This is a genomic window from Bacteroides faecis (assembly GCF_020091505.1).
GTDB classification, from domain to species: Bacteria; Bacteroidota; Bacteroidia; order Bacteroidales; family Bacteroidaceae; genus Bacteroides; species Bacteroides faecis.
This window is the reverse complement of the sequence record NZ_CP081916.1, coordinates 1986032-2010238: the sequence shown is the minus strand read 5'-3', so window position 1 is coordinate 2010238 and position 24207 is coordinate 1986032. Positions and strand designations below refer to the sequence as shown.

21 protein-coding genes are annotated in these 24207 nt (G+C 44.4%); 8 read left to right on the top strand and 13 right to left on the bottom strand.

Annotated elements, in window-relative coordinates; all coding sequences use genetic code 11:
- Positions 1-5 precede the first annotated feature (5 nt).
- Complete coding sequence (locus K6V30_RS07990) at positions 6-1481, bottom strand: DUF5691 domain-containing protein (protein ID WP_055271272.1); 1476 nt, start codon at positions 1479-1481, stop codon at positions 6-8.
- Positions 1468-2796, bottom strand: a complete 1329-nt coding sequence (locus tag K6V30_RS07985) for an SWIM zinc finger family protein (protein ID WP_055271274.1) — start codon at positions 2794-2796, stop codon at positions 1468-1470. Before K6V30_RS07985 ends, K6V30_RS07990 begins: the two co-directional genes overlap by 14 nt.
- A 236-nt stretch (positions 2797-3032) precedes the next feature.
- Between K6V30_RS07985 and K6V30_RS07980 the strand changes: the two genes are divergently transcribed.
- The 4 genes from K6V30_RS07980 to K6V30_RS07965 all read left to right on the top strand — a co-directional run bounded on the left by K6V30_RS07980 (position 3033) and on the right by K6V30_RS07965 (position 8017).
- Positions 3033-4496, top strand: coding sequence for a TolC family protein (locus K6V30_RS07980; RefSeq protein WP_008764161.1), 1464 nt, complete (start codon positions 3033-3035; stop codon positions 4494-4496).
- An 85-nt stretch (positions 4497-4581) separates the two neighbouring features.
- Positions 4582-5574 (top strand): HlyD family secretion protein, encoded by a 993-nt coding sequence (locus K6V30_RS07975; RefSeq protein ID WP_011109013.1) that lies wholly within the window; start codon positions 4582-4584, stop codon positions 5572-5574.
- 2 nt (positions 5575-5576) lie between these two features.
- Positions 5577-6758, top strand: a complete 1182-nt coding sequence (locus tag K6V30_RS07970) for an ABC transporter permease (protein WP_010536529.1) — start codon at positions 5577-5579, stop codon at positions 6756-6758.
- Positions 6758-8017, top strand: coding sequence for an ABC transporter permease (locus K6V30_RS07965; RefSeq protein ID WP_010536528.1), 1260 nt, complete (start codon positions 6758-6760; stop codon positions 8015-8017). Before K6V30_RS07970 ends, K6V30_RS07965 begins: the two co-directional genes overlap by 1 nt.
- Before the next feature lie 169 nt (positions 8018-8186).
- On the opposite strand, the gene K6V30_RS07960 is transcribed toward K6V30_RS07965, so the two are convergent.
- Positions 8187-8747: a porin family protein gene (locus K6V30_RS07960; protein ID WP_010536527.1), complete on the bottom strand. Its 561-nt coding sequence runs from the start codon at positions 8745-8747 to the stop codon at positions 8187-8189.
- A gap of 391 nt (positions 8748-9138) precedes the next feature.
- Between K6V30_RS07960 and K6V30_RS07955 the strand changes: the two genes are divergently transcribed.
- The 3 genes from K6V30_RS07955 (at position 9139) to K6V30_RS07945 (ending at position 13414) form a co-directional block, all read left to right on the top strand.
- Complete coding sequence (locus K6V30_RS07955; protein ID WP_010536526.1) at positions 9139-9504, top strand: BlaI/MecI/CopY family transcriptional regulator; 366 nt, start codon at positions 9139-9141, stop codon at positions 9502-9504.
- Between the two features lie 17 nt (positions 9505-9521).
- On the top strand, positions 9522-11351 hold the full coding sequence (locus K6V30_RS07950; protein ID WP_055271279.1) for a M56 family metallopeptidase: 1830 nt from the start codon (positions 9522-9524) through the stop codon (positions 11349-11351).
- 140 nt (positions 11352-11491) lie between these two features.
- A complete protein-coding gene (locus K6V30_RS07945) occupies positions 11492-13414 on the top strand; it encodes a TlpA family protein disulfide reductase (protein ID WP_055271281.1) in 1923 nt (640 codons plus the stop codon).
- 120 nt (positions 13415-13534) lie between these two features.
- Here K6V30_RS07945 and K6V30_RS07940 read toward each other — a convergent pair whose 3' ends face one another.
- The 8 genes from K6V30_RS07940 to mnmA form a co-directional block, all read right to left on the bottom strand.
- Positions 13535-14635, bottom strand: coding sequence for an Mrp/NBP35 family ATP-binding protein (locus K6V30_RS07940; RefSeq protein ID WP_010536523.1), 1101 nt, complete (start codon positions 14633-14635; stop codon positions 13535-13537).
- 90 nt (positions 14636-14725) lie between these two features.
- On the bottom strand, positions 14726-15484 hold the full coding sequence (gene trmB, locus K6V30_RS07935) for a tRNA (guanosine(46)-N7)-methyltransferase TrmB (RefSeq protein ID WP_010536522.1): 759 nt from the start codon (positions 15482-15484) through the stop codon (positions 14726-14728).
- Between the two features lie 108 nt (positions 15485-15592).
- A complete protein-coding gene (locus K6V30_RS07930) occupies positions 15593-16216 on the bottom strand; it encodes a DUF975 family protein (RefSeq protein ID WP_055271283.1) in 624 nt (207 codons plus the stop codon).
- Between the two features lie 40 nt (positions 16217-16256).
- Positions 16257-17276: a branched-chain amino acid aminotransferase gene (locus K6V30_RS07925; protein ID WP_022300864.1), complete on the bottom strand. Its 1020-nt coding sequence runs from the start codon at positions 17274-17276 to the stop codon at positions 16257-16259.
- A gap of 48 nt (positions 17277-17324) precedes the next feature.
- Positions 17325-17534, bottom strand: coding sequence for an exodeoxyribonuclease VII small subunit (xseB, locus tag K6V30_RS07920; protein ID WP_022300865.1), 210 nt, complete (start codon positions 17532-17534; stop codon positions 17325-17327).
- Between the two features lie 115 nt (positions 17535-17649).
- Positions 17650-18885: an exodeoxyribonuclease VII large subunit gene (gene xseA, locus K6V30_RS07915; protein WP_055271285.1), complete on the bottom strand. Its 1236-nt coding sequence runs from the start codon at positions 18883-18885 to the stop codon at positions 17650-17652.
- Positions 18886-18927: 42 nt separating this feature from the next.
- The gene (locus tag K6V30_RS07910; RefSeq protein ID WP_055271287.1) at positions 18928-20283 is read right to left on the bottom strand and encodes a S8 family peptidase; all 1356 of its coding nucleotides are present in this window, start codon (positions 20281-20283) and stop codon (positions 18928-18930) included.
- A 24-nt stretch (positions 20284-20307) separates the two neighbouring features.
- Positions 20308-21396 (bottom strand): tRNA 2-thiouridine(34) synthase MnmA, encoded by a 1089-nt coding sequence (gene mnmA / locus K6V30_RS07905; protein WP_022300866.1) that lies wholly within the window; start codon positions 21394-21396, stop codon positions 20308-20310.
- 317 nt (positions 21397-21713) lie between these two features.
- Here mnmA and K6V30_RS07900 point away from each other — a divergent pair, with 317 nt between their 5' ends.
- The gene (locus K6V30_RS07900) at positions 21714-22592 is read left to right on the top strand and encodes an exodeoxyribonuclease X C-terminal domain-containing protein (RefSeq protein WP_010536515.1); all 879 of its coding nucleotides are present in this window, start codon (positions 21714-21716) and stop codon (positions 22590-22592) included.
- Here K6V30_RS07900 and K6V30_RS07895 read toward each other — a convergent pair.
- Positions 22567-23574, bottom strand: coding sequence for a metallophosphoesterase family protein (locus K6V30_RS07895; protein WP_055271289.1), 1008 nt, complete (start codon positions 23572-23574; stop codon positions 22567-22569). The two genes, K6V30_RS07900 and K6V30_RS07895, sit on opposite strands and share 26 nt — an antisense overlap.
- 130 nt (positions 23575-23704) lie before the next feature.
- The gene (ispF, locus tag K6V30_RS07890; RefSeq protein ID WP_010536513.1) at positions 23705-24184 is read right to left on the bottom strand and encodes a 2-C-methyl-D-erythritol 2,4-cyclodiphosphate synthase; all 480 of its coding nucleotides are present in this window, start codon (positions 24182-24184) and stop codon (positions 23705-23707) included.
- Positions 24185-24207: the final 23 nt, after the last annotated feature.

Below are 24207 nucleotides of genomic sequence, written 5' to 3'. Positions count from 1 at the left end.
TTTTATTAGTCATTATTTAATAAGGTATCTATTCTCTGCTTCAAATCCATGTATTCCATCATCAACCGGGAAAAACGGGTGGAGGTATTATTCTCTTGTGCGGCCATTGAAAGCGCTGTCTGTTCGATGGGTTTTCTCATCTCGGACGGGAAGTATAATGCCAGTTGTTCGGCTGTCTCCTTAGGGAGATAGTAATTATTCCGAAGCATCCGCTGGAATACACGAGTGGAGAATTTCATTCCCCATCCGATGCCGTCTTCGTTGAACCAGCTATCCGGAATATAGCCGCCTCTCTCTGACTGAAAAGCTATTTCCTCCCGTTGGGAGGAAGGCAATAACCCCATCAACGCGTCCGCCATTTTTTCATCCGCATTCTCCTTCAAGGTATGATATGCCCAACCGGAGTCGCTGAAATTCAAGATCGGTTTCGACAGGTCGAACAGTTTCTGAAAAGGAGGGTTCTTCGCCAGTTTGCCGGCAGCCTTCTCCGGCGGACAGTCATAAAACTCACTCCAGAAACTTAATGGAACACGTTCCGCCAACTGGCGTAACAAGAAACGATCATCCTTCTCGTTTTTATTGGAACTCACCTCTTCAAGTCCCAGTTTCTTCATTTCAGGGGTAAATTCAATCTTATCATACGACCATCCCAAAAGGAAATTGAAATGTAATTTCCCCCGCAATAATTCTTCGTATATTTTCACCAGTTCGGAGTCCGGCAGGCTACACAATAATCGCCGGGCCGTTTCTTTGACATTACTGCTCCGGTCAGTCGCCACGATCTCTTGCAGGAATGCTTCGTCTGATTTACTCAACCCCCACCGCAAACACTGAATCAGTTCATCCCGATGGGCGGCCGACTCATTCTTCAGTTCGGTCTGCAATAAGGCAAGCCCCTGCTCCGGACTATTTTTCCGCAGGTTAGTCAACATTCGTTTCCGTTCTTCGTGAGAGGCGGTTTCCCAAGTTTCGTTGCCGGATTCTCCCCATACAGGAAATCCCATTTGCGGAAGAAGCCAACGTCCTCTTTGCCCTGCTAGCAGAGACAGCCAGTGCTGTTCCTCATATCTGTAGGGATTATTCCGGTCAAAAGCTCTTCGCAATAAAGTTTGCAGATAGGCAGGAGGGATCAATTTTCCTTTGTCGGCAGCTTTCCGGTAAGCATATAGCAAAAGATACTGATTTTTATTGAGATACAGGGAAGTAAGCAACTCTCCCACTTCACGGAGGAAGTAAGGTTTGTCTTCTTCCGGAGCTTCTGTCACATTTGTAACTCCTGCAATGGATTGCGCTTCCACTCCGGCACGTGCAAAGGCAAAGCCCAAAGCGGACTGCTGATAGAAGAGAGCTTCCGCATCCTCTGCTTTCGCCTGAATGTCGCGGAGAGTTTCTTGCAACTCTTCCGGAAAATCAGTCGTTATCAGTTCACGGGTGGCAGTGCCAAGCAATGCCACATTGATGATATGATCAGTTAAGTTCATCTTTCCAAAAATAAAATTCAGATTGATACCAGATTGTTTTCAATTCACAGGAAACGGCGTCTGCCAGCAAAAAAGCCGAGAAGGGTTTTCCGCCTGTTATAGCCAGTATGTCAACACGTGCAGTCTCTTCGATATGCACCGGAACAGCCACGCCTCCGGCATCCTGTAGATAGTGCGTATTTCCGCTTGTTACCAGTCTGACATTGTCCACCAAGAGAGGAACTTCCTCCGCAAACGGATGAGTCTGTATAACTGCTCTGTAAGATTGCATGGCAACCGGTATATCGGCACACAATGAAGGCAGGAAGGTACTATCCAGCCATTTCATGTTTTGGGGCAGGGCACGCAAGGCACCAACACCCTGATAAAAATACAACTCTCCTTCATAGACACCACCGGGAACCAGATTAAATTCCGGCAACGCTCCGGGAGCCAGAAAGTTTAGATAGAGGGCCATACGGTGACTGGACTTCCCGTACAACCAGAAAGTTTCTGTCCGCAGCTCATTTATCTTCCGGCTTCTGGTATGCAAAACGATCCATTGGTCTGCCACCGGTACGCCGGACATCACTTCTTCCTTCGCCTGCGGATATCCAACCTGAGTACGGATTTCCGTTTGCCACTCAGCAGAAAGAGAATCCAGATTTTTATAACTTTCTGTCAGAAGATACAGTTTACTCAATTTGTCGGTAAGCTCATATTTCCAACTGTCTGTATAGTAATTGATTTCCTGTAGCGATCGTAACCTGCCCGCCAATCCGCCGGCCTGTGCATCAATCATCCTGCGGGATATGGGTTCAAATAGTGTATGTGCTCTTTCCGGGATATTCAGCAGCCCGTTGCGGAGCAAGTCTTTCATCCAGATCTGAAGATCATCAATTCCGGCCAATACCTTCTGATGACGCACGGCCTGCCTCTTGGCCTGTGCCGCTTCATCCACCGGAGTTTCCGATTTCTCTTTCTGCTCTTTCTTCTCCGCCTTCTCTTCACGTTTGGAGAGCCATGCCGTTACCCAGTCCGGTTCCTCCGCTTCCTTGAAAAGATCAGCATGGGAAGCATACATAAATAAAAGCCCCAACCCATGTTTACACGGAAACTTACGGCTGGGACAAGAACATTTGAATGCAATATTCTTTGTATCAACTACTGTTTGATAAGGCGTTTTTCCACTTCCTTGGCAGTGTCCCCAGATGGCGCGGTCACTATGCTCCAGAAGTACCCACTTAGTCCGGTTCGCCAGCCCTTTTCCTGCTTTGACAGACGCAGCGTCCGGAGCGAGTTGAGTGATTTGTTCTTCTGTCAGATTTAATAACATTATAGTATGTTTATCATGTTTCAAAATGCAAGTATAGCATATTTTCCAAAGAGAAGCATTTAAAAAAAGCTAATTCATTTTGCGTTTTCACAGAAAGCACATACATTTGCATCGTTGTTTATGCAATTATTGTTTAAGTCAACAAGTACAAAAAAATGAACTATTTCAATAAACAATTTATATGATAACGGGGTTATTTAAAAAAGAAGTATCACCTTATTAATATGTAAGATGCGATGAAAAAACTATTTCTTCTGACAATTCTGTTGAGCCTGACTTTTATAGTAAAAGCGCAAAGCTTCCTAAGCCTAGATAGTTGCCGCGCATTAGCTCTTGCCAACAACAAAGATCTGTTGATAAGCAATGAAAAAATAAATGCCGCTCATTATCAGCACAAAGCTGCATTTACCAACTACCTGCCCAGTTTCTCGGCTACGGGAACTTACATGAGAAATCAAAAAGAATTTTCATTATTGAACAATGACCAGAAAGCGGCGCTTTCGGGATTGGGGACCAATTTGGCCGGTCCGATACAACAGACGGCTACAGAGATTGCTACCGCACACCCGGAGTTGAGACCGCTTATCGCTTCTTTAAGTGAAAAGTTAGGAGCTGCCTTGCCCGCCCTCGACCAGGCAGGAAACTCACTGGTGGATGCGCTCCGCACAGATACAAGAAATGTATATGCAGGTGCCATCACGCTGACACAGCCATTATACATGGGCGGCAAAATCCGTGCATATAATAAAATCACAAAGTATGCCGAAGAATTAGCGCAACAGCAACATCAAGGAGGCATGCAGGAGGTTATCATGAGCACTGACCAGGCTTACTGGCAAGTCATATCCTTAGTGAACAAGAAGAAACTGGCCGAAGGCTATCTCAAACTTTTGCAGCAGCTGGACAGCGATGTGGAAAAGATGATTGCCGAAGGAGTTGCCACAAAAGCCGACGGTTTGTCCGTGCGTGTAAAAGTCAACGAAGCGGAAATGACACTGACTAAAGTGGAAGACGGATTAAGCCTGGCCCGAATGTTGTTGTGTCAACTATGTGGCATTGATCTTAGCTCTCCTATCACGTTGGCAGACGAAAATATGGAGGACATTCCACTGCTCACACCGGAGACCCACTTCGACATGTCCACCGCTTACGCCAACCGTCCGGAGATACGCAGTCTTGAACTGGCTACTCAGATTTATAAACAGAAAATAAATGTTACCCGCGCCGAACATCTTCCGTCCATTGCGTTGATGGGAAATTATATGGTGACCAATCCTTCCGTATTCAACAGCTTTGAGAATAAATTCAAAGGAATGTGGAATGTGGGCGTTATGGTACAGATACCTATCTGGCATTGGGGGGAAGGCATTTACAAGACCAAAGCCGCCAAGGCAGAAGCACGAATCGCACAATATCAGCTTCAGGATGCGAGAGAAAAGATCGAATTGCAAGTTAACCAATCCGCTTTTAAAGTAAAGGAAGCCAGCAAAAAACTGGTAATGGCAACCAAGAATATGGAAAAGGCTGACGAAAATCTCCGTTATGCCACCTTAGGCTTCAAAGAAGGGGTCATTGCCACCAGCAATGTCCTGGAAGCACAAACAGCATGGCTGTCCGCCCAATCGGAAAAGATTGACGCACAAATCGACGTGAAGCTGACGGAGATTTATCTGAAGAAGTCTTTGGGTACGCTGAAGTAATTGACAGTTGACAATTGACAATTAATAGTTGGAGTATTCAATTAATTTATTATTCGTAATTCGTAATTTATAATTCATAAGTAATATGGCACCTATAAAATCACAAAACAGCAATATGCTGCTTGCATTTCTTACTTTACTGGGAGTTATTGCAATCGTTGCAGTCGTTGGCTTTTTCATGCTTCGCAAAGGCCCTGAGATTATTCAGGGGCAGGCTGAAGTTACTGAATACCGCGTCTCAAGCAAAGTTCCGGGACGTATACTGGAGTTTCGTGTTAAAGAAGGACAAAGCGTAAATGCCGGCGACACGCTGGCTATTCTCGAAGCTCCCGATGTAGTGGCTAAGATGGAGCAGGCACGTGCCGCCGAAGCTGCCGCACAAGCACAAAACGAAAAAGCAATCAAAGGCGCACGCGAAGAACAAATTCAGGCAGCCTACGAAATGTGGCAGAAAGCTCAGGCTGGTGTCACGATTGCCGAGAAATCATATAAAAGGGTCAAGAACTTGTACGAGCAAGGAGTAATGCCCGCACAAAAGCTGGACGAGGTTACCGCACAACGTGACGCTGCCATTGCCACTGAAAAAGCAGCCAAAGCACAATATACAATGGCAAAGAACGGTGCAGAACGCGAAGACAAGATGGCTGCCGAAGCATTGGTGAATCGTGCAAAAGGAGCTGTTGCCGAAGTAGAATCTTATATTAAAGAAACGTATCTGATTGCTCCGGCGGCCGGAGAAGTTTCCGAGATCTTCCCCAAAGTAGGCGAATTGGTAGGTACAGGTGCTCCTATCATGAACATTGCCGAGCTCAATGATATGTGGGTGACTTTCAATGTACGTGAAGATCTGCTCAAGAATCTGACGATGGGAGCAGAATTTGAAGCAGTCGTTCCCGCACTGGACAATAAAACAGTCAAACTCAAAGTATATTATCTGAAAGATTTAGGTACGTACGCTGCTTGGAAGGCAACCAAAACCACCGGCCAGTTCGACTTAAAGACATTTGAAGTCAAAGCTTCCCCAATGGAAAAAGTAGAGAATCTTCGTCCGGGTATGTCCGTCATCATTAACAAATAGTCATGAAAGAGAGAAAGAAGAAATATATAGCTTTATGGCAAGTCATGCAAAGAGAATGCAGGCGGTTAGTATCACGCCCGCTCTATCTCTTCTGCATGGTCATCGCTCCGTTGTTCTGCTATATATTTTTCACGACTTTGATGGACTCGGGACTTCCGCAGAATCTTCCGGCTGGTGTGGTAGACATGGATGACTCATCCACTTCACGCAACATTGTCCGCAACCTGGATGCTTTCTCGCAAACAGGTGTCGTGGCTCATTACAGCAATGTTACGGATGCACGCATCGCTGTGCAGGAAGGAAAAATTTACGGTTTCTTCTATATCCCGAAAGGCTTGTCGGCAGAAGCACAAAGTCAGCGGCAACCCAAAATCTCTTTCTATACCAATTACTCCTATCTGATTGCAGGCTCTTTGCTATTCAGAGATATGAAAATGATGGGAGAACTTACTGCCGGCTCTGCTGCCAGAAGTATACTGTATGCCAAAGGAGCTACGGAAGATCAGGCAATGGGTTTCCTGCAACCAATCGTAATAGACACGCATCCACTGAACAATCCGTGGCTGAATTATTCGGTATACCTGTGTAACACACTGATACCGGGAGTACTCATGCTGCTTATTTTTATGGTCACCGTTTATTCTATTGGTGTAGAAATCAAAGACCGTACCGCCCGTGAATGGTTGCGGATGAGCAACAATTCCATTTACATCGCACTGGCAGGCAAACTGCTTCCGCATACGGTAGTCTTCTTCATAATGGGAATATTCTATAATGTATACCTGTATGGCTTTCTGCATTTCCCTTGCAACAGCGGCATTTTTCCGATGATATTCGCCACACTCTGCCTCGTCTTGGCATCTCAGTGCTGCGGTATTGTCATGATAGGTACACTGCCTACACTCCGCCTCGGATTAAGTTTCGCCTCCTTGTGGGGAGTGATTTCATTCTCTATCTCCGGTTTTTCTTTTCCGGTGATGGCGATGAATCCTGTCTTGCAGGCTCTGAGTAATCTGTTTCCGTTACGTCATTATTTCCTGATTTACGTAGATCAGGCGCTCAACGGGTACAGTATGGCCTATTCATGGTCCAACTATATGGCATTACTAATATTCATGATGCTTCCTTTCTTTGTGGTCCACCGCTTGAAAGAAGCATTGGTTTACTATAAATACATACCCTAATGAAAGATATAAAATTTAAAGATAAGATAGCCCAAGGCATCAACGACCTGTTTTATATCTGGAAGCGGGAGTTCCAGACAACTTTCCGTGACCAGGGGGTACTGATTTTCTTTATTCTCGTCCCACTCGGTTATCCGTTATTGTACAGCTTTATCTATGACAATGAAGTAGTACGCGAAGTTCCTGCCGTTGTAGTCGATGACTCGCATTCATCCCTGAGTCGCGAATATCTCAGAAAAGTGGATGCTACACCGGACGTTCAGATCATCGCCTATTGTGCCGATATGGAGGAAGCCAAGCAGATGCTGAAGAACCGCCTCGCCTATGGCATTATCTATATACCTTCAGATTTTAGTGACAACATTGCCAAAGGGAAGCAGACACAAGTCAGCATCTACTGCGATATGAGCGGATTGTTGTATTATAAATCCATGCTGATCGCCAATACAGCAGTTTCACTGGATATGAATAAAGATATAAAGATCGCGCGTAGCGGTAACACGACCGAACGACAGGATGAAATCACCGGCTACCCGATAGAATATGAAGAGATTTCCATATTCAACCCCACAGCAGGTTTTGCAGCCTTCCTGATTCCTGCCGTATTGGTATTGATTATACAGCAAACATTATTGCTCGGCATCGGACTTGCAGCGGGAACCGCCCGTGAAAATAACCGGTTTAAGGATCTTGTGCCCATCAACCGACATTATAACGGTACACTACGAATTGTGCTTGGCAAAGGATTGAGTTATTTCCTTGTATACGTACTAGTATCGTTTTACGTGCTGTATATCGTGCCAAGACTATTCAGCCTCAACCAGATCGGACAACCCGGTTCACTGATACTATTCGTTGTCCCCTATCTGGCAGCCTGCATTTTCTTTGCAATGACTACCTCCATTGCCATTCGCAACCGGGAAACCTGTATGCTGATTTTTGTATTCACCTCCGTACCGTTGCTGTTTATTTCCGGCATCTCATGGCCGGGAGCGGCAATTCCTCCGTTCTGGAAATATGTATCTTACATCTTCCCGTCTACATTCGGTATCAATGGCTTTGTGAAAATCAATAATATGGGAGCTACACTCAGTGAAGTCGCCTTTGAATATAAAGCCTTGTGGATACAAGCAGGTGTTTATTTCCTTACCACTTGCTGGGTATATCGCTGGCAGATACTGATGAGTCGGAAACATGCAATAGAACGATATAAAGAACTAAAAGAAAAAGCGAATCTGGCCAAACAGATCAGCGATTGAGACTATTAAGAGAGAGAGTTAAATACGATGTATTCTTCTGCGGAGGTATACATCGTTTTTCTTTATAGGAAGAGAGAGTTTCTTTATGGAGAAGAAATAGAAAAGTCCCCCGCTCCATCGATTGGGCAGGGGACTTTATGAATGGTATTATAAAGAGGATATGATTCAATTAGAATTTGTAACCTACTCCGATGGAGAAGTTCAGATTTTTAGGAGAACCGCTGGCATCATAGACTTTAGTCAAGCCAAATTCTCCTGTCAGATCGACAAAGAATCTGTTGATTTCGTAAGCAACACCTACTCCAAGTCCAAAATCAAATCTTTTGCCACCACCATTATCACCAAAGAAATCTTCTTTCACACCAGCTATCTTGTATTTGCCTGCAATACCGCATGCCAGATACGGACCGGCCTTTACAACTACGTTTTGTCCATCTACTACAGCAAATCTTGCAGCAGCCATTACCGGCAATTCCAGATACATCGGATTAGCCTTCATATCGCCTAATTTGGCACCTTTCTGAGTAAACATCAAAGAAGGCTGAAGAGACCACATATCAGTAAACTGATACTCCATTCCAACTCCAAGATTAAAACCTACTCTCATATCCGTATCAGCGTCTCCTGTGAAATTACTCATGTTCATACCTACCTTAGCATTCCAGGAAATCTGAGAATAAGAAACGATAGAAACAAGTGCAAACAGCACAAAAATCAAACCTTTTTTCATATCTGTCATTTTTTAGTTCGCCTCCCTCCTCCCTCTGGGCTGCATAGTTAATAGTTTCTTTATTGAGTACGGGGAATCTTTCCAAACATTGATTTGTATTGAAACGCACCCTTCTTTTATTAACATTCGTTTTATGCTCTACAAAAGTATTTCATTTATTTTATATAAAAAAAGATGAAAGCAGTTTTGTTCACCTAAATGTCCGAAAGATTGCTTATTTGGACGAAAATAACTTTTATCCACATTATTTTCATACCACGTAAGCCAAAGGGAGTTTACCCGCAAACAGACACCTTTCCTATAGGCATTTACAACATTTAACCATCTAACTATTGCTTTATTACGAAATATTCGTAACTTTGCGAAAGAATCGTAATTAAACATCATCTCCATGGAAAAGTTAACTATACAAGAAGAAGAAGTAATGATCTACATTTGGGAGTTACAGGACTGTTTCGTAAAGGACATCGTATCTAAGTATCCGCAACCGGCGCCACCTTATACTACCGTTGCGTCCATCGTGAAAAATCTCGAGCGGAAAGGATACGTAAAATCGAAACATATAGGAAATACCTATCAATATACTCCCGCAATTCGTGAAAATGAATACAAACGCCACTTCATGAGTGGAGTAGTCCGCAACTATTTCGAGAATTCTTATAAGGAAATGGTTTCTTTCTTTGCAAAAGATCAAAAGATATCTACTGATGACCTTAAAGACATTATCGAACTGATAGAGAAAGGAAAAGAAAAATAAACTGAAACTTTATCGATATGACTCCGGAACTAGCCTATTTCCTAAAGATAAACGTAGCAATCGCATTGTTTTACGCTTTCTATCGGTTGTTTTTTCATAAAGACACCTTCTTTCACTGGCGACGAACCGCTTTGTTATGCTTCTTCGGCATTTCCCTGCTTTATCCCTTATTGAATATTCAAGAGTGGATAAAGGAACAGGAGCCTATGGTGGCAATGGCGGATCTTTATGCCACAATCATTCTTCCGGAGCAAATCATTGAGGCACCACAGGAAACAACCGTCACCTGGCAGGAACTAATCCCACAAATTCTGGGAGTTATCTACTGGAGTGGTGTATTGCTCCTTGCCATACGCTTTTTAATCCAGCTAGGCAGTATCATACGGTTGCATTTCCTATGTCCGAAAAGCACGATACAGGGATCACGCGTACATATATTAAAGAAAGGCACAGGACCTTTTTCTTTCTTTCACTGGATATTCATACACCCGGAATCGCATACGGAATCCGAAATCAGCGAAATAATCACGCATGAAGAAACCCATGCCCGTCAATACCACTCAGCAGACGTACTTATCAGTGAGTTTATGTGCATTTTCTGCTGGTTCAATCCCTTCATCTGGCTAATGAAACGAGAAGTCAGAGGAAATCTGGAATACATGGCAGATCACCGCGTATTGGAGACGGGACATGATAGTAAATCATACCAGTACCACTTGTTGGGACTGGCACATCACAAGGCTGCAGCAAATTTATCTAATAGTTTCAATGTTTTACCACTTAAAAATCGTATCAAAATGATGAATAAACGAAGAACCAAAGAAATAGGAAGGACTAAGTATCTGATGTTCCTTCCCTTGGCTGCCCTGTTGATGATTATCAGCAACATCGAAGTAGTAGCCCGCACAACGAAAGAATTTGCTAAGGAAGTGATGGGAACACCGACAGAGCAAAGTGTTTCTCAAGCTGAACTCGCCAATAGTCCCGAACTTCCCGACGGAATGACGGAAGTAGCGACATTACAGGATAAGAAAGGAACGCAGAAAACAAAAGAGGTAGCTCCTCCTCCCCCTCCGGCACCCGTTAAAAGTGCTACTGTAAACGATTCTGTCGTATTTGAAGTGGTAGAAGAGATGCCCGACTTCCCTGGTGGACAATCGGCACTGATGGAATATCTTGCCAAGAATATCAAATATCCGGCAACAGCCCATGAAAATGGAAAGCAAGGACGTGTGATTGTGATGTTTGTAGTCAAAAAAGACGGTAGCATTTCCGACGTTAAAACTGTTCGGGGCGTAGATCCCTATCTCGACAAGGAAGCAGAACGTGTGATTGCCGCCATGCCCCATTGGAAACCCGGCAAACAAAGAGGACAAGCTGTGAACGTAAGATTCACCGTTCCCGTAACTTTCCGTTTGTCCGGTCCGGAACCTGCAAAACCAGCAGAAACTCCCGAGGCAGTAGCAATAGAAAAGTTTGAAGAGGTTGTAGTGGTAGGCTATGGACCTAAAGAAGAGGTGCCCAATAATGAGCCGACTTTCAAAGTCGTAGATGAAATGCCTAAATTTCCCGGAGGACAGGAAGGATTAATGCGCTACTTAGCCAGAAATATAAAGTACCCAACTATGGCCCAGCAGAACAAGGAACAAGGAAAAGTACTCGTCCAAATTGTCATTGGCAAAGACGGTAACGTGTCAAATATAAAAATATTAAAAGGTGCGTCAGCTTGGCTGGATGCTGAAGCGATTCGCGTGGTGCGGGGTATGCCGAAATGGGAACCGGGCAAACAGAACGGCCAAGCCGTTGCCGTAGAATATACATTCCCTATCACATTCCGACTCCAATAAGCTAAACCGGAAATAGCATTATTCTCTTGACAAATAACAGAAAAAGGAGCAATCGCATGCGATTCTGCTCCTTTTTTCTATAATTACATAAATAAATTACAATAATATGATTACATTTGTTGGAGATAAAACCTATTCATATGAAAAGATCCGCATTAATAATAAGTATGCTGCTAGGTATGCTTTGCATGGCACAAGCTAAAGACAGAATCGTAGAACGTCCTCCCTTTTTAGCTCAAAACTCCTCAAGTATAGAGATAGACAAAATAGTGATGAGTGACACAGTCACAACGGTATATATCAAGGCTTTCTATCGCCCTAAATACTGGATAAAGATTGCAACCGGCAGTGTTTTGAAAGATAATAACGGTATCTTATACCCCATCCGGAAAGGAATCGGTATTACACTGGACAAAGAATTCTGGATGCCGGAATCCGGCGAAGCCGAGTTCCAATTAACTTTTCCACCTATTCCTCAGAATGTGACCCGGCTGGATTTCTCCGAAGGAGACTTTGAAGGGGCATATAAAATATGGGGGATACAATTGGACAAGAAGTCATTCGGCAAATTCAAATTACCTAAGGATGTTATAGTTCCAAAAGCAGACCATAAAATGACGCTGCCCGATCCCATTGTCAAATATGACAAGGCTATTCTGAAAGGAAGAATCCTTGACTACCAAAAAGGAATGCCCGACAAAGGCAGTCTTTACTACCAGGACGTCATAAGGGAAGGAGCCCAGGAAGGAAAAATTCGAATTCAGGACGATGGAACATTTTATCATGAAATGAATGTTTTCATGATTACTCCGTGTACGATCATGTTTCCTTTTGGAACCATCGAGTACTTACTGGCACCGGGAGAAACTACTTCTATTGTCATCAATCTCCGCGAAAACGCCCGAAAGCAATCTCACCTTCGCCAAACAGAAAAGCCATACGGAAAAGAAGTCTATTATGGAGGATACTTAGCCGGATTGCAGCAAGAACTAGCGGATAATCCCATGAGTTTCAGTTTTACTGAAGGCAACAGCTACGAGGACTATCAACAACAAATAAAACAACTGAACGGGAAAACAGCCGAAGAGTACAAGGCTCAAATACTTGCCCGGCTGCCCGAATTCAAAAAACAAATCATGCAGTCGAAAGGCAGCCCTGCCTATAAAGAGATAATCAACACTGATCTCGAATTGTCTGCCGCACTAAAGGTGATCGAAACCGAAAGAAACCTGAAATTAGCCTATATCATGGCTAATGGACTGGAAGGAGAGAAAGCAAACAAATACTATGCTGAAACTCAGATAAACATTCCCCAAGGATATTATGAAGGGCTTCTGGACTTCACATATATTCTTTCGCCCAAAGCATGCTACAACAACAGATATCCTGCATTGTTTGACATCATACGCCGTGTAGGCATCAATGATAAAATACTTAAGCACCTGGATAGTCATACAGCAGCCGGTTTCCTGACCCAAAATTTAAAGGCACATATGATCGGAGTTTCCATGAGAGACCTCAATCCACTCAACGATGAACAAAAGGCAGAATTAGTTACCATGCCTTCAGCATACAATGAAGTGGTTCTGGCTATGAACAGTGACTTATTGAAGCAAATAGAAATAAATAAAAAGAAAACAGGATTTACCATCAATGACGCCGGAGAAGTATCTAACGAAGATTTATTTCCATCTATTATCTCCAAATTTCGCGGCCATACCTTGCTAGTCGATTTTTGGGCAACCTGGTGCGGTCCATGCCGTTCTGCCAACAAAGAAATCCTCCCTATGAAAGAAGAACTGAAAGACAAAGATATCATCTACCTTTACATTACAGGTGAAACGTCCCCATTGGGAACTTGGAAGAACATGATTCCTGATATTCACGGAGAGCATTTCCGTGTGACAAAAGAACAATGGAGTTATCTGGGTGAGAAACTCAACATCCGGGGTGTCCCTACTTACTTTGTTGTGGACAAAGAAGGAAATATCACTTATAAACAAACAGGATTTCCCGGGGTAGATGCCATGAAAGAACAATTAATGAAAGCATTGGAGAAATAAGGGTATTCATCACAAAGTAACCCAAAGCTATACCAATCAATGAAACAACCTCCCGATGATGAAGCAAGACACATCTCATCGGGAGGTTTTATATTCAGCGTAAGTTCAGTATCAGAACATTTATTTATGCATCTCTACAATCTTGGTCGGAGCCATCTCTATATTCCGACGATCTACCTGACGAACGACGCTGGCTGCCAAAGACAAGAAAGCACGTCCCGTTACCGTATCTTCATCCAACGCTACCGGAGTCCCATTGTCCCCACCTTCACAGATGCTTTGCACAATAGGGATCTGGCCAAGTAAAGGTACATTCATTTCTTCAGCCAATTTCTTAGCCCCTTCTTTACCGAAGATATAGTACTTATTCTCCGGCAGTTCGGCAGGCGTAAACCAAGCCATATTCTCAACCAATCCCAGAATAGGTACATTCACTTTATCGTTCGTGAACATGTTGATTCCTTTACGGGCATCCGCCAGTGCAACAGCCTGCGGAGTGCTGACGACAATCGCTCCCGTCATAGCCAATGTCTGAACAACGGTCAGATGAATGTCACTTGTACCGGGAGGAAGATCAATCAGAAAATAATCAAGATCACCCCAGTCAGCATCACCAATCAGCTGTTTTAATGCATTGCTCGCCATACCGCCGCGCCAAAGTGTAGCCTGATCAGGATCAACGAAGAAACCGATAGAAAGCAGTTTCACACCGTATTTCTCTACCGGAATAATCAGATCACGTCCATCAATCTTCTCCGCATACGGACGGGCATCTTCCACCTGAAACATCTTCGGCATGGAAGGACCGAAGATATCGGCATCAAGCAGACCGACTTTGTAGCCCAACTTAGCCAAAGCAACTGCCAGATTTGCAGAAACGGTAGACTTACCCACCCCTCCTTTGCCGGAAGAAATGCCGATAATATTCTTCACCTGCGGAAGCAGTTTGCCCACTTCCGGACGAGCAGCCTGTTTACTTTCTGTTGTAATAGTTACCTGTACATCCGGTGATACATAGGTATGAATGGCTGTTTCCGCAGCCTTCAGCATTGATTTCATAAACGGATCGGTCGGCTTCTCAAAGATTAAAGAAAAACTGACTGTCATACCGTCAATACGCAGGTTGTCTGCAACCATCTCCGCTTCCACCAGATTCTTTCCCGTACCGGGATAACGCACCGTTGCCAGTGCATCCAATATTAATTTCGGATAAAGGGTCATTTTAATTACTATTTGACTATTTACTATTTACTATTTAAATTCACCGTTCGGTCAGTTGGCTGTTCACTTTACGGTGATTATGCTGACAAGCTACTTGCTTGTGGTTAATCCGCTACGCTTGCTACGGTTGTAGCTACGATAGGGATCAAGTTCTATTTCTACATCCGGTTCCTGCAATTGACCTTCCTGCGGAAGCCGGAATTTAATATACTTAATATTTAAACCACGATCAAGCCATTGTTGTTCATAATAAGTCTTGATTCCAAGAATGTCATCCACTAAGCCGGAATGATATAAGTCTTCCGTCATAAATTCTATCGGAAGATTATTTGCCTCTATCATGTATTTCGTATAAGTAAACATGAAGTTGCTGTCGGTCTTCAGATGGATGATTCCATCCGGCTTCAAAAACTTACGATAACGCTCCATAAAATAAGTGGAGGTCAGCCGCTTGGTAGCCTTTTTCATCTGCGGATCAGAGAAGGTCAGCCAAATCTCACTGACTTCACCTGCTGCAAAAAAGCGTTCGATGATCTCAATATTTGTGCGAAGAAAAGCAACATTCTTCATTCCTGCCTGCAGGGATTCCGTCGCACCGGTCCACATCCGGGAGCCTTTGATATCAACAGCTATAAAGTTCTTGTCGGGAAACATTTTGCCCAGCCCGACGGTATATTCACCCCGTCCGCAACCAAGTTCGAGCACTATCGGATGATCGTTTCCGAAAAATTCCTGATGCCATTTTCCCTTCATGTCAAAAGGCACATTATCCACCGCCGAATAAGGATATTCGAATACATGCGGGTAACTCGCCATATCGGCAAACTTCTCTAATTTATTCTTTCCCATCTCATTACTGATTAGGATGCAAAGGTACTTACTTTTCGTAAACAACAAAAATAAATGGAGTACAGATTGCTCCGTACTCCATTCTTCATGATGATATTTATTCGTTTATCAACTTTCGATATTCACTTCGACATTGATATTGAAACCGCCCTGCTGAGCTTTCAGATCTTCATAGAAAGCAGCACGGGCTACTTGCATATAAGGTTGCAGAACAAAGAATCCGAGACCAAAAGTAAAGAGGCAAAGGATAGCCCAACCGATAAAGCTCAAATCGAGCAGGAACAATTTCATCTTGTTGCCTTCCATCATCGCCATACTTCTTTCAATTGCAGCATTGTTACACAATTCAGGTTCATCTTTCAGGATATAGTCTGTCATTCCATAAGAATAATACTTAATAATACCCGGAATCAGAAGCAATAATGACCACAGGAAGGTATAAACGGCTTGCAGCAGCTTAGTACTCAAGATACGGCTGTATTCCTGAAATCCTGCAAACAGTACTCCCAGATCAACTTCTTCCGCTCCTCTGAACACGCCAAGCATTAAAACAGCAAAGCCATACGCAACAGGCAGACCGACCAGTAACGAACCTATCCATCCAATAAAAGGAATAGAAGACAGACCACCGGCAATAGCCGAATAAATAAGAGCAGCAACGGCTGCCATAGGCCACTTACCCCGAAGGGCTTCACGTGCCTGGGCACGCAATTCTGAATTTTGTTTTAACATAGTAATTACGCAATTAAAAGAGATTATACTTAAAAATCAATTATTCTACAATCGTCACCCAGCCATGTGTATCCGGTTCGTCACCATACTGAATACCACGTAACTTATTATATAGTTTCGTACAAATCGGTCCCGGCTTGCCATCTTTAGAGATAACGTATGATTTTCCATTCTCCAAATCATCGATACGCTGAATCGGGCTGATCACCGCAGCAGTACCGCAAGCGCCCGCTTCTTCAAACGTTTCCAGTTCTTCTTCCGGTATCGGACGGCGTTCTACTTTAATACCCATATCTTCTGCCAATTGCATCAGACTCTTGTTGGTGATAGAAGGCAAGATAGAAGATGATTTCGGAGTAATGTAAGTATTATCTTTAATTCCGAAAAAGTTGGCCGCGCCACACTCATCGATATATTTCTTTTCTTTGGCATCCAGATAGAATTCACAAGAATAGCCCAAATCATGCGCCTTCTTGTTGGCACGCAGACTGGCTGCATAGTTACCACCCACTTTATAGACACCTGTTCCATGAGGAGCTGCACGGTCGAATTCGCGAATAATAACGTACGGATTGGTAGAGAAACCTCCTTTGAAGTAAGGACCTACCGGAGTTACAAATACGACAAACATATACTCGTCAGCAGGGTGTACACCTACCTGAGCACTTGTTCCGATCAACAACGGACGAATATAGAGAGAAGCACCGGTCTCATAAGGAGGAATGAAACGCTCGTTCAATTTCACAACTTTCAGAATAGCTTCCTTAAAACGTTCGGTCGGCAACTCAGCCATCAAGATCCCCTGACAAGTAGATTGCAGACGTGCCGCATTTTCTTCCAAACGGAAAATACGCACTTTGCCGTCTTTGCCGCGGAAAGCTTTCAATCCTTCAAAAGCTTCCTGACCATAGTGCAGGCAAGTAGCCGCCATGTGCAGGTTGAGGTATTCTTCACTGCTAACTTCCAGTTCACCCCATGCACCGTTGCGGAAATTAATTCTCACATTGTAATCTGTCTTCATGTATCCGAACGACAGATTCGCCCAGTCTATTTCTTTCATATCGTTATGTATTAGTTTATTTTACGCTTTGATTCGCAAAAATAACTTTTATTCTTCAGACTGCCGCTTTTCTTGCAACAATTTTTCGACCTCCCGATCCACTTTCGTCAGTTTTTCGGTACAAAAGGCAATAATTTCATTGGCTTCTTTGATTTTTTCGCTCAAAATGTCGATATCCAGTTCGTTGTTGTCTATCTGGCGAACTATCTTTTCAAGACGTTCCATCGCTTGGGAGTATGTTTCTTTTTTAGCTACCATATTTATTGTATTTAAGATGAATAATAATGCTCGGTGGGGCAGGCGTCGCTCATCGGTGCCGAAGGGCGTCTTCATCGGTGCCGAAGGGCGTCTTCATCGGTGCCGGAGGGTGGCTTCATCGGTGCCGGACTTCAGAAGTGAAACTTCCTTTAGCCAGACGAGTAACCAGCTGATCTCCGGGGAGCAATGAAGCGGCATCCGTGACCGCTTTTCCATCTTTCAGCGTGATGCTATATCCACGACTCAGCAGTTTGTCGGGGGAGGCGTCCGCTACACGCTGCTGTAACAGTTCCAACCGATGATGATGGCGGGACAACAGAGTCTGCACCCCTTGTGACAAATCCTTTTGGACTGTCAGCAAAGTGAAACGGGCATCCGTAAGTTTCCGATGAACAAGGCTCGGGATACGGGAATGAATCATTTCCAGCCTCCGCCACTCCTGTTCGAGCAGGGAATATGCCCCTTGTTGCAGGCGGGCGGATAACTCTTCCAGACGGTCTGCCGACTCGGTGATGCGGTGGATCAGAAGTTCAGCAGCAGCCGTCGGTGTTTTCACTCGCGTATGTGCAACAGAGTCGAGTACCGTATCATCCCGTTCATGGCCGATACCGGTAATGATGGGCAACGGAAACTGTGCACACGCAGCTGCCAGCAGGTATGTATCAAAACCGGACAAGTCCGAGGTCGCCCCTCCACCCCGTATAATGACAACTACATCAAATTCATGAATCCGGTCATTTATACGATCCAATGCTGCCAGTACTGATTCTTCCACTTGATTGCCTTGCATCAAAGCCGGAAATAGTTCGGTATAGAAAAAGAATCCGCCGGGATTGTGCTGCAACTGATGACAAAAATCTCCGTATCCTGCTGCGGTAGCAGAGGAAATGACTGCAATACGTTGAGGCAGAAGCGGCATTTCCAGTTCTTTATTCAATGTCAGCACCCCTTCTTCTTCCAGCTGCAACAGTATCTCGCGACGGCGGCGAGCCATATCTCCTAATGTATAGGCAGGATCAATATCGAGCACAGTCAGACTATAACCATAAAGTTCGTGGAACTGAACCGTAACCTTCACCAGTACTTTAATGCCGGAAGTAAACAACTGTCCGGTGGTTTCCTCAAAGTAAGGTTTCAGCAAACGATAGATATTGCTCCATATCATGCCGCGCGCCTTGGCTACAAGATTATTGCTGCGAGAGTCTTTCTGCACAAACTCCAGATAACAATGTCCCGTAGTATTGGAACGGACATCGCTCAATTCTGCCTGTATCCAATATTCGTCGGGAAGACATTGTTCCAGACTTCGCCTGACAAGCGCATTTAATTCTAAAAGGGAAAGAGAATCCATAGTTTGAATGAAGTATGATGAATAATGAATAAAGAATAAGCGTTATTCCTTGTTCATTTGATAAGCTTTCCAAAGGTCCGGAATGCCATAACCGTAAATATTGTCCGGGAAATCGGATCTGTCGCCTACACTGCGGACCAGTTCGATCACTTCTTTTGCAGTCAAGTTCGGACAAGCCTGCCAAAGACAAGTAACCATTCCACACATGATAGGCGAAGAAAAAGAAGTCCCGTTTGCCAGACGAAGATTACCGTCTGTACCTATGATGTCTGCTTTGGAACCGACAGCTACTACGTCCGGTTTTACGCGTCCGTCGGCTGTATTGCCGATAGAAGAGAAAGAAGCCAGCAACTTCTTTTTATCAATAGCTCCCACAGTCAGCACATTCTCCGCATCACCCGGAGGAGTAATCTTCTTCCACGAACCACCACCGGAGTTTCCGGCACTGCAAACAACGATCATACCCTTATCAGCCGCTTTCGAAGCTTCCCGTGACATCAATGCATAGTGTCCGTTCAAATCACGGTAGCGATAATTTTTTGTCGGATCGTCAAAAGTGTAATAGCCCAGTGACGTATTCACAACGTCCACGCCCACGCTATCGGCAAATTCAATGGCTGCCGCCCAATAATCCTGTTCTACCAAGTGTTCAGAAGATTCATCCTCACTACGGAGTAGCCAGTAGGAGGCTTCCGGCGCTGTACCGATCATGACATTCGGCTGATTCATTGCCATACAAGACAGTACCGACATACCGTGGTTGCTTTCAGCATAAATGTCCGCTTCGGGATTCACAAAGTCACGTGTCCCAAGCACACGGATATTCTTCATCGCTTCGATTTTGTCCGCATTATGAAATCCGGCATCAATCACGGCAATGGTCATGCCTTGCCCCTTAAATCCGGCATCGTGGAGAAGGTTCGCACGGCTCATTTCTATTTGGGTAATAGCAGGACCATACAGACTGTCCGAACGCTGCGGATTATTAATCAACGAATCTCTTTTTGTAGCTGCCGTCACTTTGCCTTGCCATACTTTCTCAATGGAACGGACAAAAGGCAGTTTGGCTATTTGGTGGATCAGCATACTGTCATTGCAGGAAACTGTCACAAAATTGTCCCACTTCCCAGTAACGAGAATATGGACGCCTTTCTTGCGTATGGCATCTACATACTTCTTACAGACCGGCAAGTCGGTAGAGTCAATAGCCAATTTCTGTCTCAATCTGCGGTCGATTGATTTCTTGGAAAGAAATTTCTCCGGTTGCCTGATGGAATATGTGGTTGCAGCCTTATCTGTGAGGCTGATCCGATACTTCAAGGTATCGGTAGAGGTAAATTGAGCAGATGCTCCCACCGCTGTAGTCAGGATCAATGCTGCTAATACTAATCTTTTCATCTGAATCTCTCTGTTTATTTTATTCTACAATTCATCCTTATTCTCTATGATCACCAAACCAATCCCGCGTTGCGAAGCGATAAACGCGCCGCCAAGCACCCGCCGTCCATCATAAAATACCGCCGACTGACCGGGAGCCACCGCCGAAGCTATCTCACGGAAATGCACAAACAAGCGTCCATCTTCCAGACGCTTCACCCGACAAGGTATCGGACGGCTGCGATAACGGATTCTCACCGCAAGGCTTTCACAAGCTAGTAGCTCTTGTTCATCTACTATGCGGTCTCGTTCCGCAAGCATGTATTCCGTCTGTAATTGTTCGGCATCACCCAACATCACGGTATTCTTCTGCGGATTGATTTTCAACACATAAGCAGGCTTACCCAAAGCAATCTCCAGCCCTTTCCGCTGGCCGATTGTGTAATAAGGTGCTCCCTTGTGTTGTCCCAGCTTCACCCCTTCGGAACTGACAAACCACCCGGGGCCGATCTCTGTATCCAATTCCGGACACTGTTCGCGCAGAAAGTCACGGTAATCTCCTTGGATGAAACAGACTTCCATGCTTTCACCTTCTTTGGATTTCGCTTCATATCCTTTTTCTGCCAGATACTCACGCACCTTTATTTTCGTGTAGTCTCCTAATGGAAAGATACACCGCCTCAGCACATCTTGTCCCAACTGCCAAAGGAAGTACGACTGGTCTTTTTTATCATCGTCTCCCGCTACAATATAAATGTGCCCGTTCCGCTCTTCCAAACGAGAGTAGTGTCCGGTCGCAATGTAAGCACAATTCAGTTTATCAGCCCATTCTGCCAATACACGGAATTTAAATAAGGGGTTACACATCACACACGGATTCGGGGTACGCCCTTGCTTGTACTCATCGATAAAATTCCGCACAATAGTCTCCTTGAAAGGTATACGTTCATCAGCCACATAATGTTCAATTCCCATCCGTGCGGCAAGCTCGCGTGCATCCTGAGGCTCATCTCCCCAAACACGCATCGTGACTCCTACTATTTCATATCCCTGTTCCTGTAGCATCAGACAAGTAGCAGTGCTATCTATACCGCCACTCATACCGACTAATACTCTTTTATTCCGTTCTTTCATCCGAATTTCCTATAATTACAAGAATACAAATGTACAAGATTTCAAAGAGAAAATAAATTAATTCCTCCACTTCCTTCTTTTATAGCCGAAAGAATCTGCTTTTTCAATCATAAGAACCGCTTGATACTTTTAGTTTCATGCCTTGGAACAAAGTGTTTCAACGGTTGAAACTGATATTGAAATCAGGACATTCTTCATTCAAATCCGTACAGAAAGAAACAAAAAAGATCGTTAACAGCCCTATCTATACAGCAGAAAGACTTGCTTCTTTGAAAGAAAATCCGTATATTTGAATTATACCAAAAGCGAGAACAATTATGGCTAACCCAAAATTACCGGGAATTTCCGAAAGCGAGCAAGCCTTATTGTATGCCAAACTGAATGAATACAACCGAGGCAGATCCTCTTTCAAAGAGGCAGGAGTTTATCTGGTGGTGTTGCCCCGACCGGGAAAACCCAACTACTCCCTTTGGCTCTACTCTCCCCTGCCCGAAAAGCAATCGATTCTCTATATACATGATTTGTCTCCGGATATCAATGAGTCTCTGCGAATGGCCAGCACCCTATTTTATTATTCGCGACGGTGCCTCATTCTTGTAGATTATAATGAGAAAAGAATGCAGAGCAATGGTGACGATCTCATCTTTTTCGGCAAATACAGGGGACACTTCCTGCACGAAATCCTAAAGATCGATCCCGCCTATCTGAGCTGGATCGCCTACAAGTTTACCCCGAAGATTCCCAAACAGGAACGTTTCGTCAAAATAGCACAGGCCTACCATTCGGTACATCTGGACATAATGCTGCGGAAAACGAAAGAGACACGCCGGGCGAGTCGCTATTTGGGAGAAGTGAACGAGAAGCTGACAGACTTAAAGCTGAAAGTCATGCGGGTGCGTTTGGAAGATGACCCCTACAAGACAAGAATAAATGGAACAACTCCGCAATTCTTCGTGAAGCAAATACTGACGTTAAACGATGCCAGCGGCAACCTAGTGACAATGAGCATCCCATCAAAAACTCCCAGTGCGATATCATGTACCCTATCCGGAATAGAGCATGAATATCGACCGGGAGAAATTATATATGTTGCATCGGCGCGGGTATCACGCCTGTTCGAAAGCTACGGTTCCAAATATACCCGCCTCAGCAATGTGAAACTGGCTATCGCTAACGTTTGGTCCAATCGTCCTTAACGAAACTTGCCGGATAGCTAACCTTATCAACGATACCGTCTTTCTGGCGAATCCAGGAAGTGAAAGTACGGGCACCTTCATCAAGCACTATGATACGGGCACCATTCGGCAGGTGATTATATTCTGTATTTCCACCAGTAAAACGACCATAGGCCAACAGGATTCCTTTCCACATCACCGCATAATCATTATCATGATCGTGACCAACAAACATTCCCATCACATCCCCCGACTCTTTCATTGCAGCAAACATACCCGTATTCAGTTTGGGCGCACATGCTTCTTCCATACGGGTTCCACGCAAAATGGCATTTTCATCAGAAGCCGCTTCATTATATTCCGGCAGAGGAATGTGGAAAAAAGCAAGCGCCGGCAATGGTTGCCCACCGTTCTGTGCGGTATAAGCAGCACTCTGCTGACGATACCAATTGATTTGGTCGAACGTAAGCCATGCGTAACCTTTCACATCCTTCAACGGAGAATAAGAATGGGAGTCCATGCAATAGAGAACAGCCGCGTCCTTCTTTGCATCGGAAGATGCTTTTACTGTCAATACATAATCCGGAGAAAGGGCCGAGCCCCGGTCCGGCATCAGATTGCCCGGTACCTGACGGATGATATCGTATAATTGCTCCCGTGTCATTCCCTGCTCATTATCATGATTGCCGAAAGTGACTACAAAAGGTAGTTTACGCTTCGATACCTGTTCCAATACCTGCAACATGCCTTTGTCTGCCGGAGCAGAATAAACCACATCACCGGTAAAGATTACAAAATCAGGCTGTTCTTCATCGAGTACCTGATTGATACGTTCCAGCGCTATGTCGGAAGCGGGATTCTTATATTTAAAATGGACGTCAGTGAACTGTACTATTTTAAACTTGCCATCTTTGTTAAACTGTAATTCACTCTTTTGAGCGAAACAGAAGGTGGTCATACACAAAGAAACCAGTGCCAAGAATAATTTTAAAGATCGGTTCATACTATTTATTGTTTTAGGGGGTTAGTAATCTTCTTTATAACGGACTGACCATAAACAGACAGCAAATACACGAAAGCCCACCTATCAGCGGACCCATATAGCCAGCCATTCAGAAGTTCTGCAATTCTTATCAGTCCTTCTCTATCAGCACGGTAGCATAAGCGGAAATACCTTCTTCACGTCCGGTAAAGCCCAGCTTTTCGGTTGTAGTCGCTTTAATCGAGATGTCCTCCGCATCGATACCCATTACGGCTGCCATCGTCTCCTGCATCAACGGAATATGAGCTTTCAGCTTGGGACGTTCCGCACAAATAGTCGCATCAATATTCCCGACACGGTATCCTTTGGTCGCAATCAGTTCTACTGTCTTTTTCAAAAGAATCTTGCTATCGATATTTTTATACTCTCCGGCAGTATCCGGAAAATGATAGCCGATGTCGCGCATATTAGCGGCTCCCAACAAAGCGTCGCAAACCGTATGCAGTAATACATCAGCATCCGAATGTCCCAGCAAGCCTTTAGCATGCTCCAGACGAATACCACCCAACCACAATTCACGGCCTTCGACCAGCTGATGTACGTCGAAGCCAAAACCTACTCTTATTTTCATAAACTATTTAATAAATGAGTCAA

Excerpts from the sequence above, each read along its gene's own strand:
- K6V30_RS07990 (WP_055271272.1), bottom strand. The coding sequence starts at position 1,481 with ATGAACTTAACTGATCATATCATCAATGTGGCATTGCTTGGCACTGCC.
- K6V30_RS07985 (WP_055271274.1), bottom strand. The coding sequence starts at position 2,796 with ATGTTATTAAATCTGACAGAAGAACAAATCACTCAACTCGCTCCGGAC.
- K6V30_RS07980 (WP_008764161.1), top strand. The coding sequence starts at position 3,033 with ATGAAAAAACTATTTCTTCTGACAATTCTGTTGAGCCTGACTTTTATA.
- K6V30_RS07975 (WP_011109013.1), top strand. The coding sequence starts at position 4,582 with ATGGCACCTATAAAATCACAAAACAGCAATATGCTGCTTGCATTTCTT.
- K6V30_RS07970 (WP_010536529.1), top strand. The coding sequence starts at position 5,577 with ATGAAAGAGAGAAAGAAGAAATATATAGCTTTATGGCAAGTCATGCAA.
- K6V30_RS07965 (WP_010536528.1), top strand. The coding sequence starts at position 6,758 with ATGAAAGATATAAAATTTAAAGATAAGATAGCCCAAGGCATCAACGAC.
- K6V30_RS07960 (WP_010536527.1), bottom strand. The coding sequence starts at position 8,747 with ATGAAAAAAGGTTTGATTTTTGTGCTGTTTGCACTTGTTTCTATCGTT.
- K6V30_RS07955 (WP_010536526.1), top strand. The coding sequence starts at position 9,139 with ATGGAAAAGTTAACTATACAAGAAGAAGAAGTAATGATCTACATTTGG.
- K6V30_RS07950 (WP_055271279.1), top strand. The coding sequence starts at position 9,522 with ATGACTCCGGAACTAGCCTATTTCCTAAAGATAAACGTAGCAATCGCA.
- K6V30_RS07945 (WP_055271281.1), top strand. The coding sequence starts at position 11,492 with ATGAAAAGATCCGCATTAATAATAAGTATGCTGCTAGGTATGCTTTGC.
- K6V30_RS07940 (WP_010536523.1), bottom strand. The coding sequence starts at position 14,635 with ATGACCCTTTATCCGAAATTAATATTGGATGCACTGGCAACGGTGCGT.
- trmB (WP_010536522.1), bottom strand. The coding sequence starts at position 15,484 with ATGGGAAAGAATAAATTAGAGAAGTTTGCCGATATGGCGAGTTACCCG.
- K6V30_RS07930 (WP_055271283.1), bottom strand. The coding sequence starts at position 16,216 with ATGTTAAAACAAAATTCAGAATTGCGTGCCCAGGCACGTGAAGCCCTT.
- K6V30_RS07925 (WP_022300864.1), bottom strand. The coding sequence starts at position 17,276 with ATGAAAGAAATAGACTGGGCGAATCTGTCGTTCGGATACATGAAGACA.
- xseB (WP_022300865.1), bottom strand. The coding sequence starts at position 17,534 with ATGGTAGCTAAAAAAGAAACATACTCCCAAGCGATGGAACGTCTTGAA.
- xseA (WP_055271285.1), bottom strand. The coding sequence starts at position 18,885 with ATGGATTCTCTTTCCCTTTTAGAATTAAATGCGCTTGTCAGGCGAAGT.
- K6V30_RS07910 (WP_055271287.1), bottom strand. The coding sequence starts at position 20,283 with ATGAAAAGATTAGTATTAGCAGCATTGATCCTGACTACAGCGGTGGGA.
- mnmA (WP_022300866.1), bottom strand. The coding sequence starts at position 21,396 with ATGAAAGAACGGAATAAAAGAGTATTAGTCGGTATGAGTGGCGGTATA.
- K6V30_RS07900 (WP_010536515.1), top strand. The coding sequence starts at position 21,714 with ATGGCTAACCCAAAATTACCGGGAATTTCCGAAAGCGAGCAAGCCTTA.
- K6V30_RS07895 (WP_055271289.1), bottom strand. The coding sequence starts at position 23,574 with ATGAACCGATCTTTAAAATTATTCTTGGCACTGGTTTCTTTGTGTATG.
- ispF (WP_010536513.1), bottom strand. The coding sequence starts at position 24,184 with ATGAAAATAAGAGTAGGTTTTGGCTTCGACGTACATCAGCTGGTCGAA.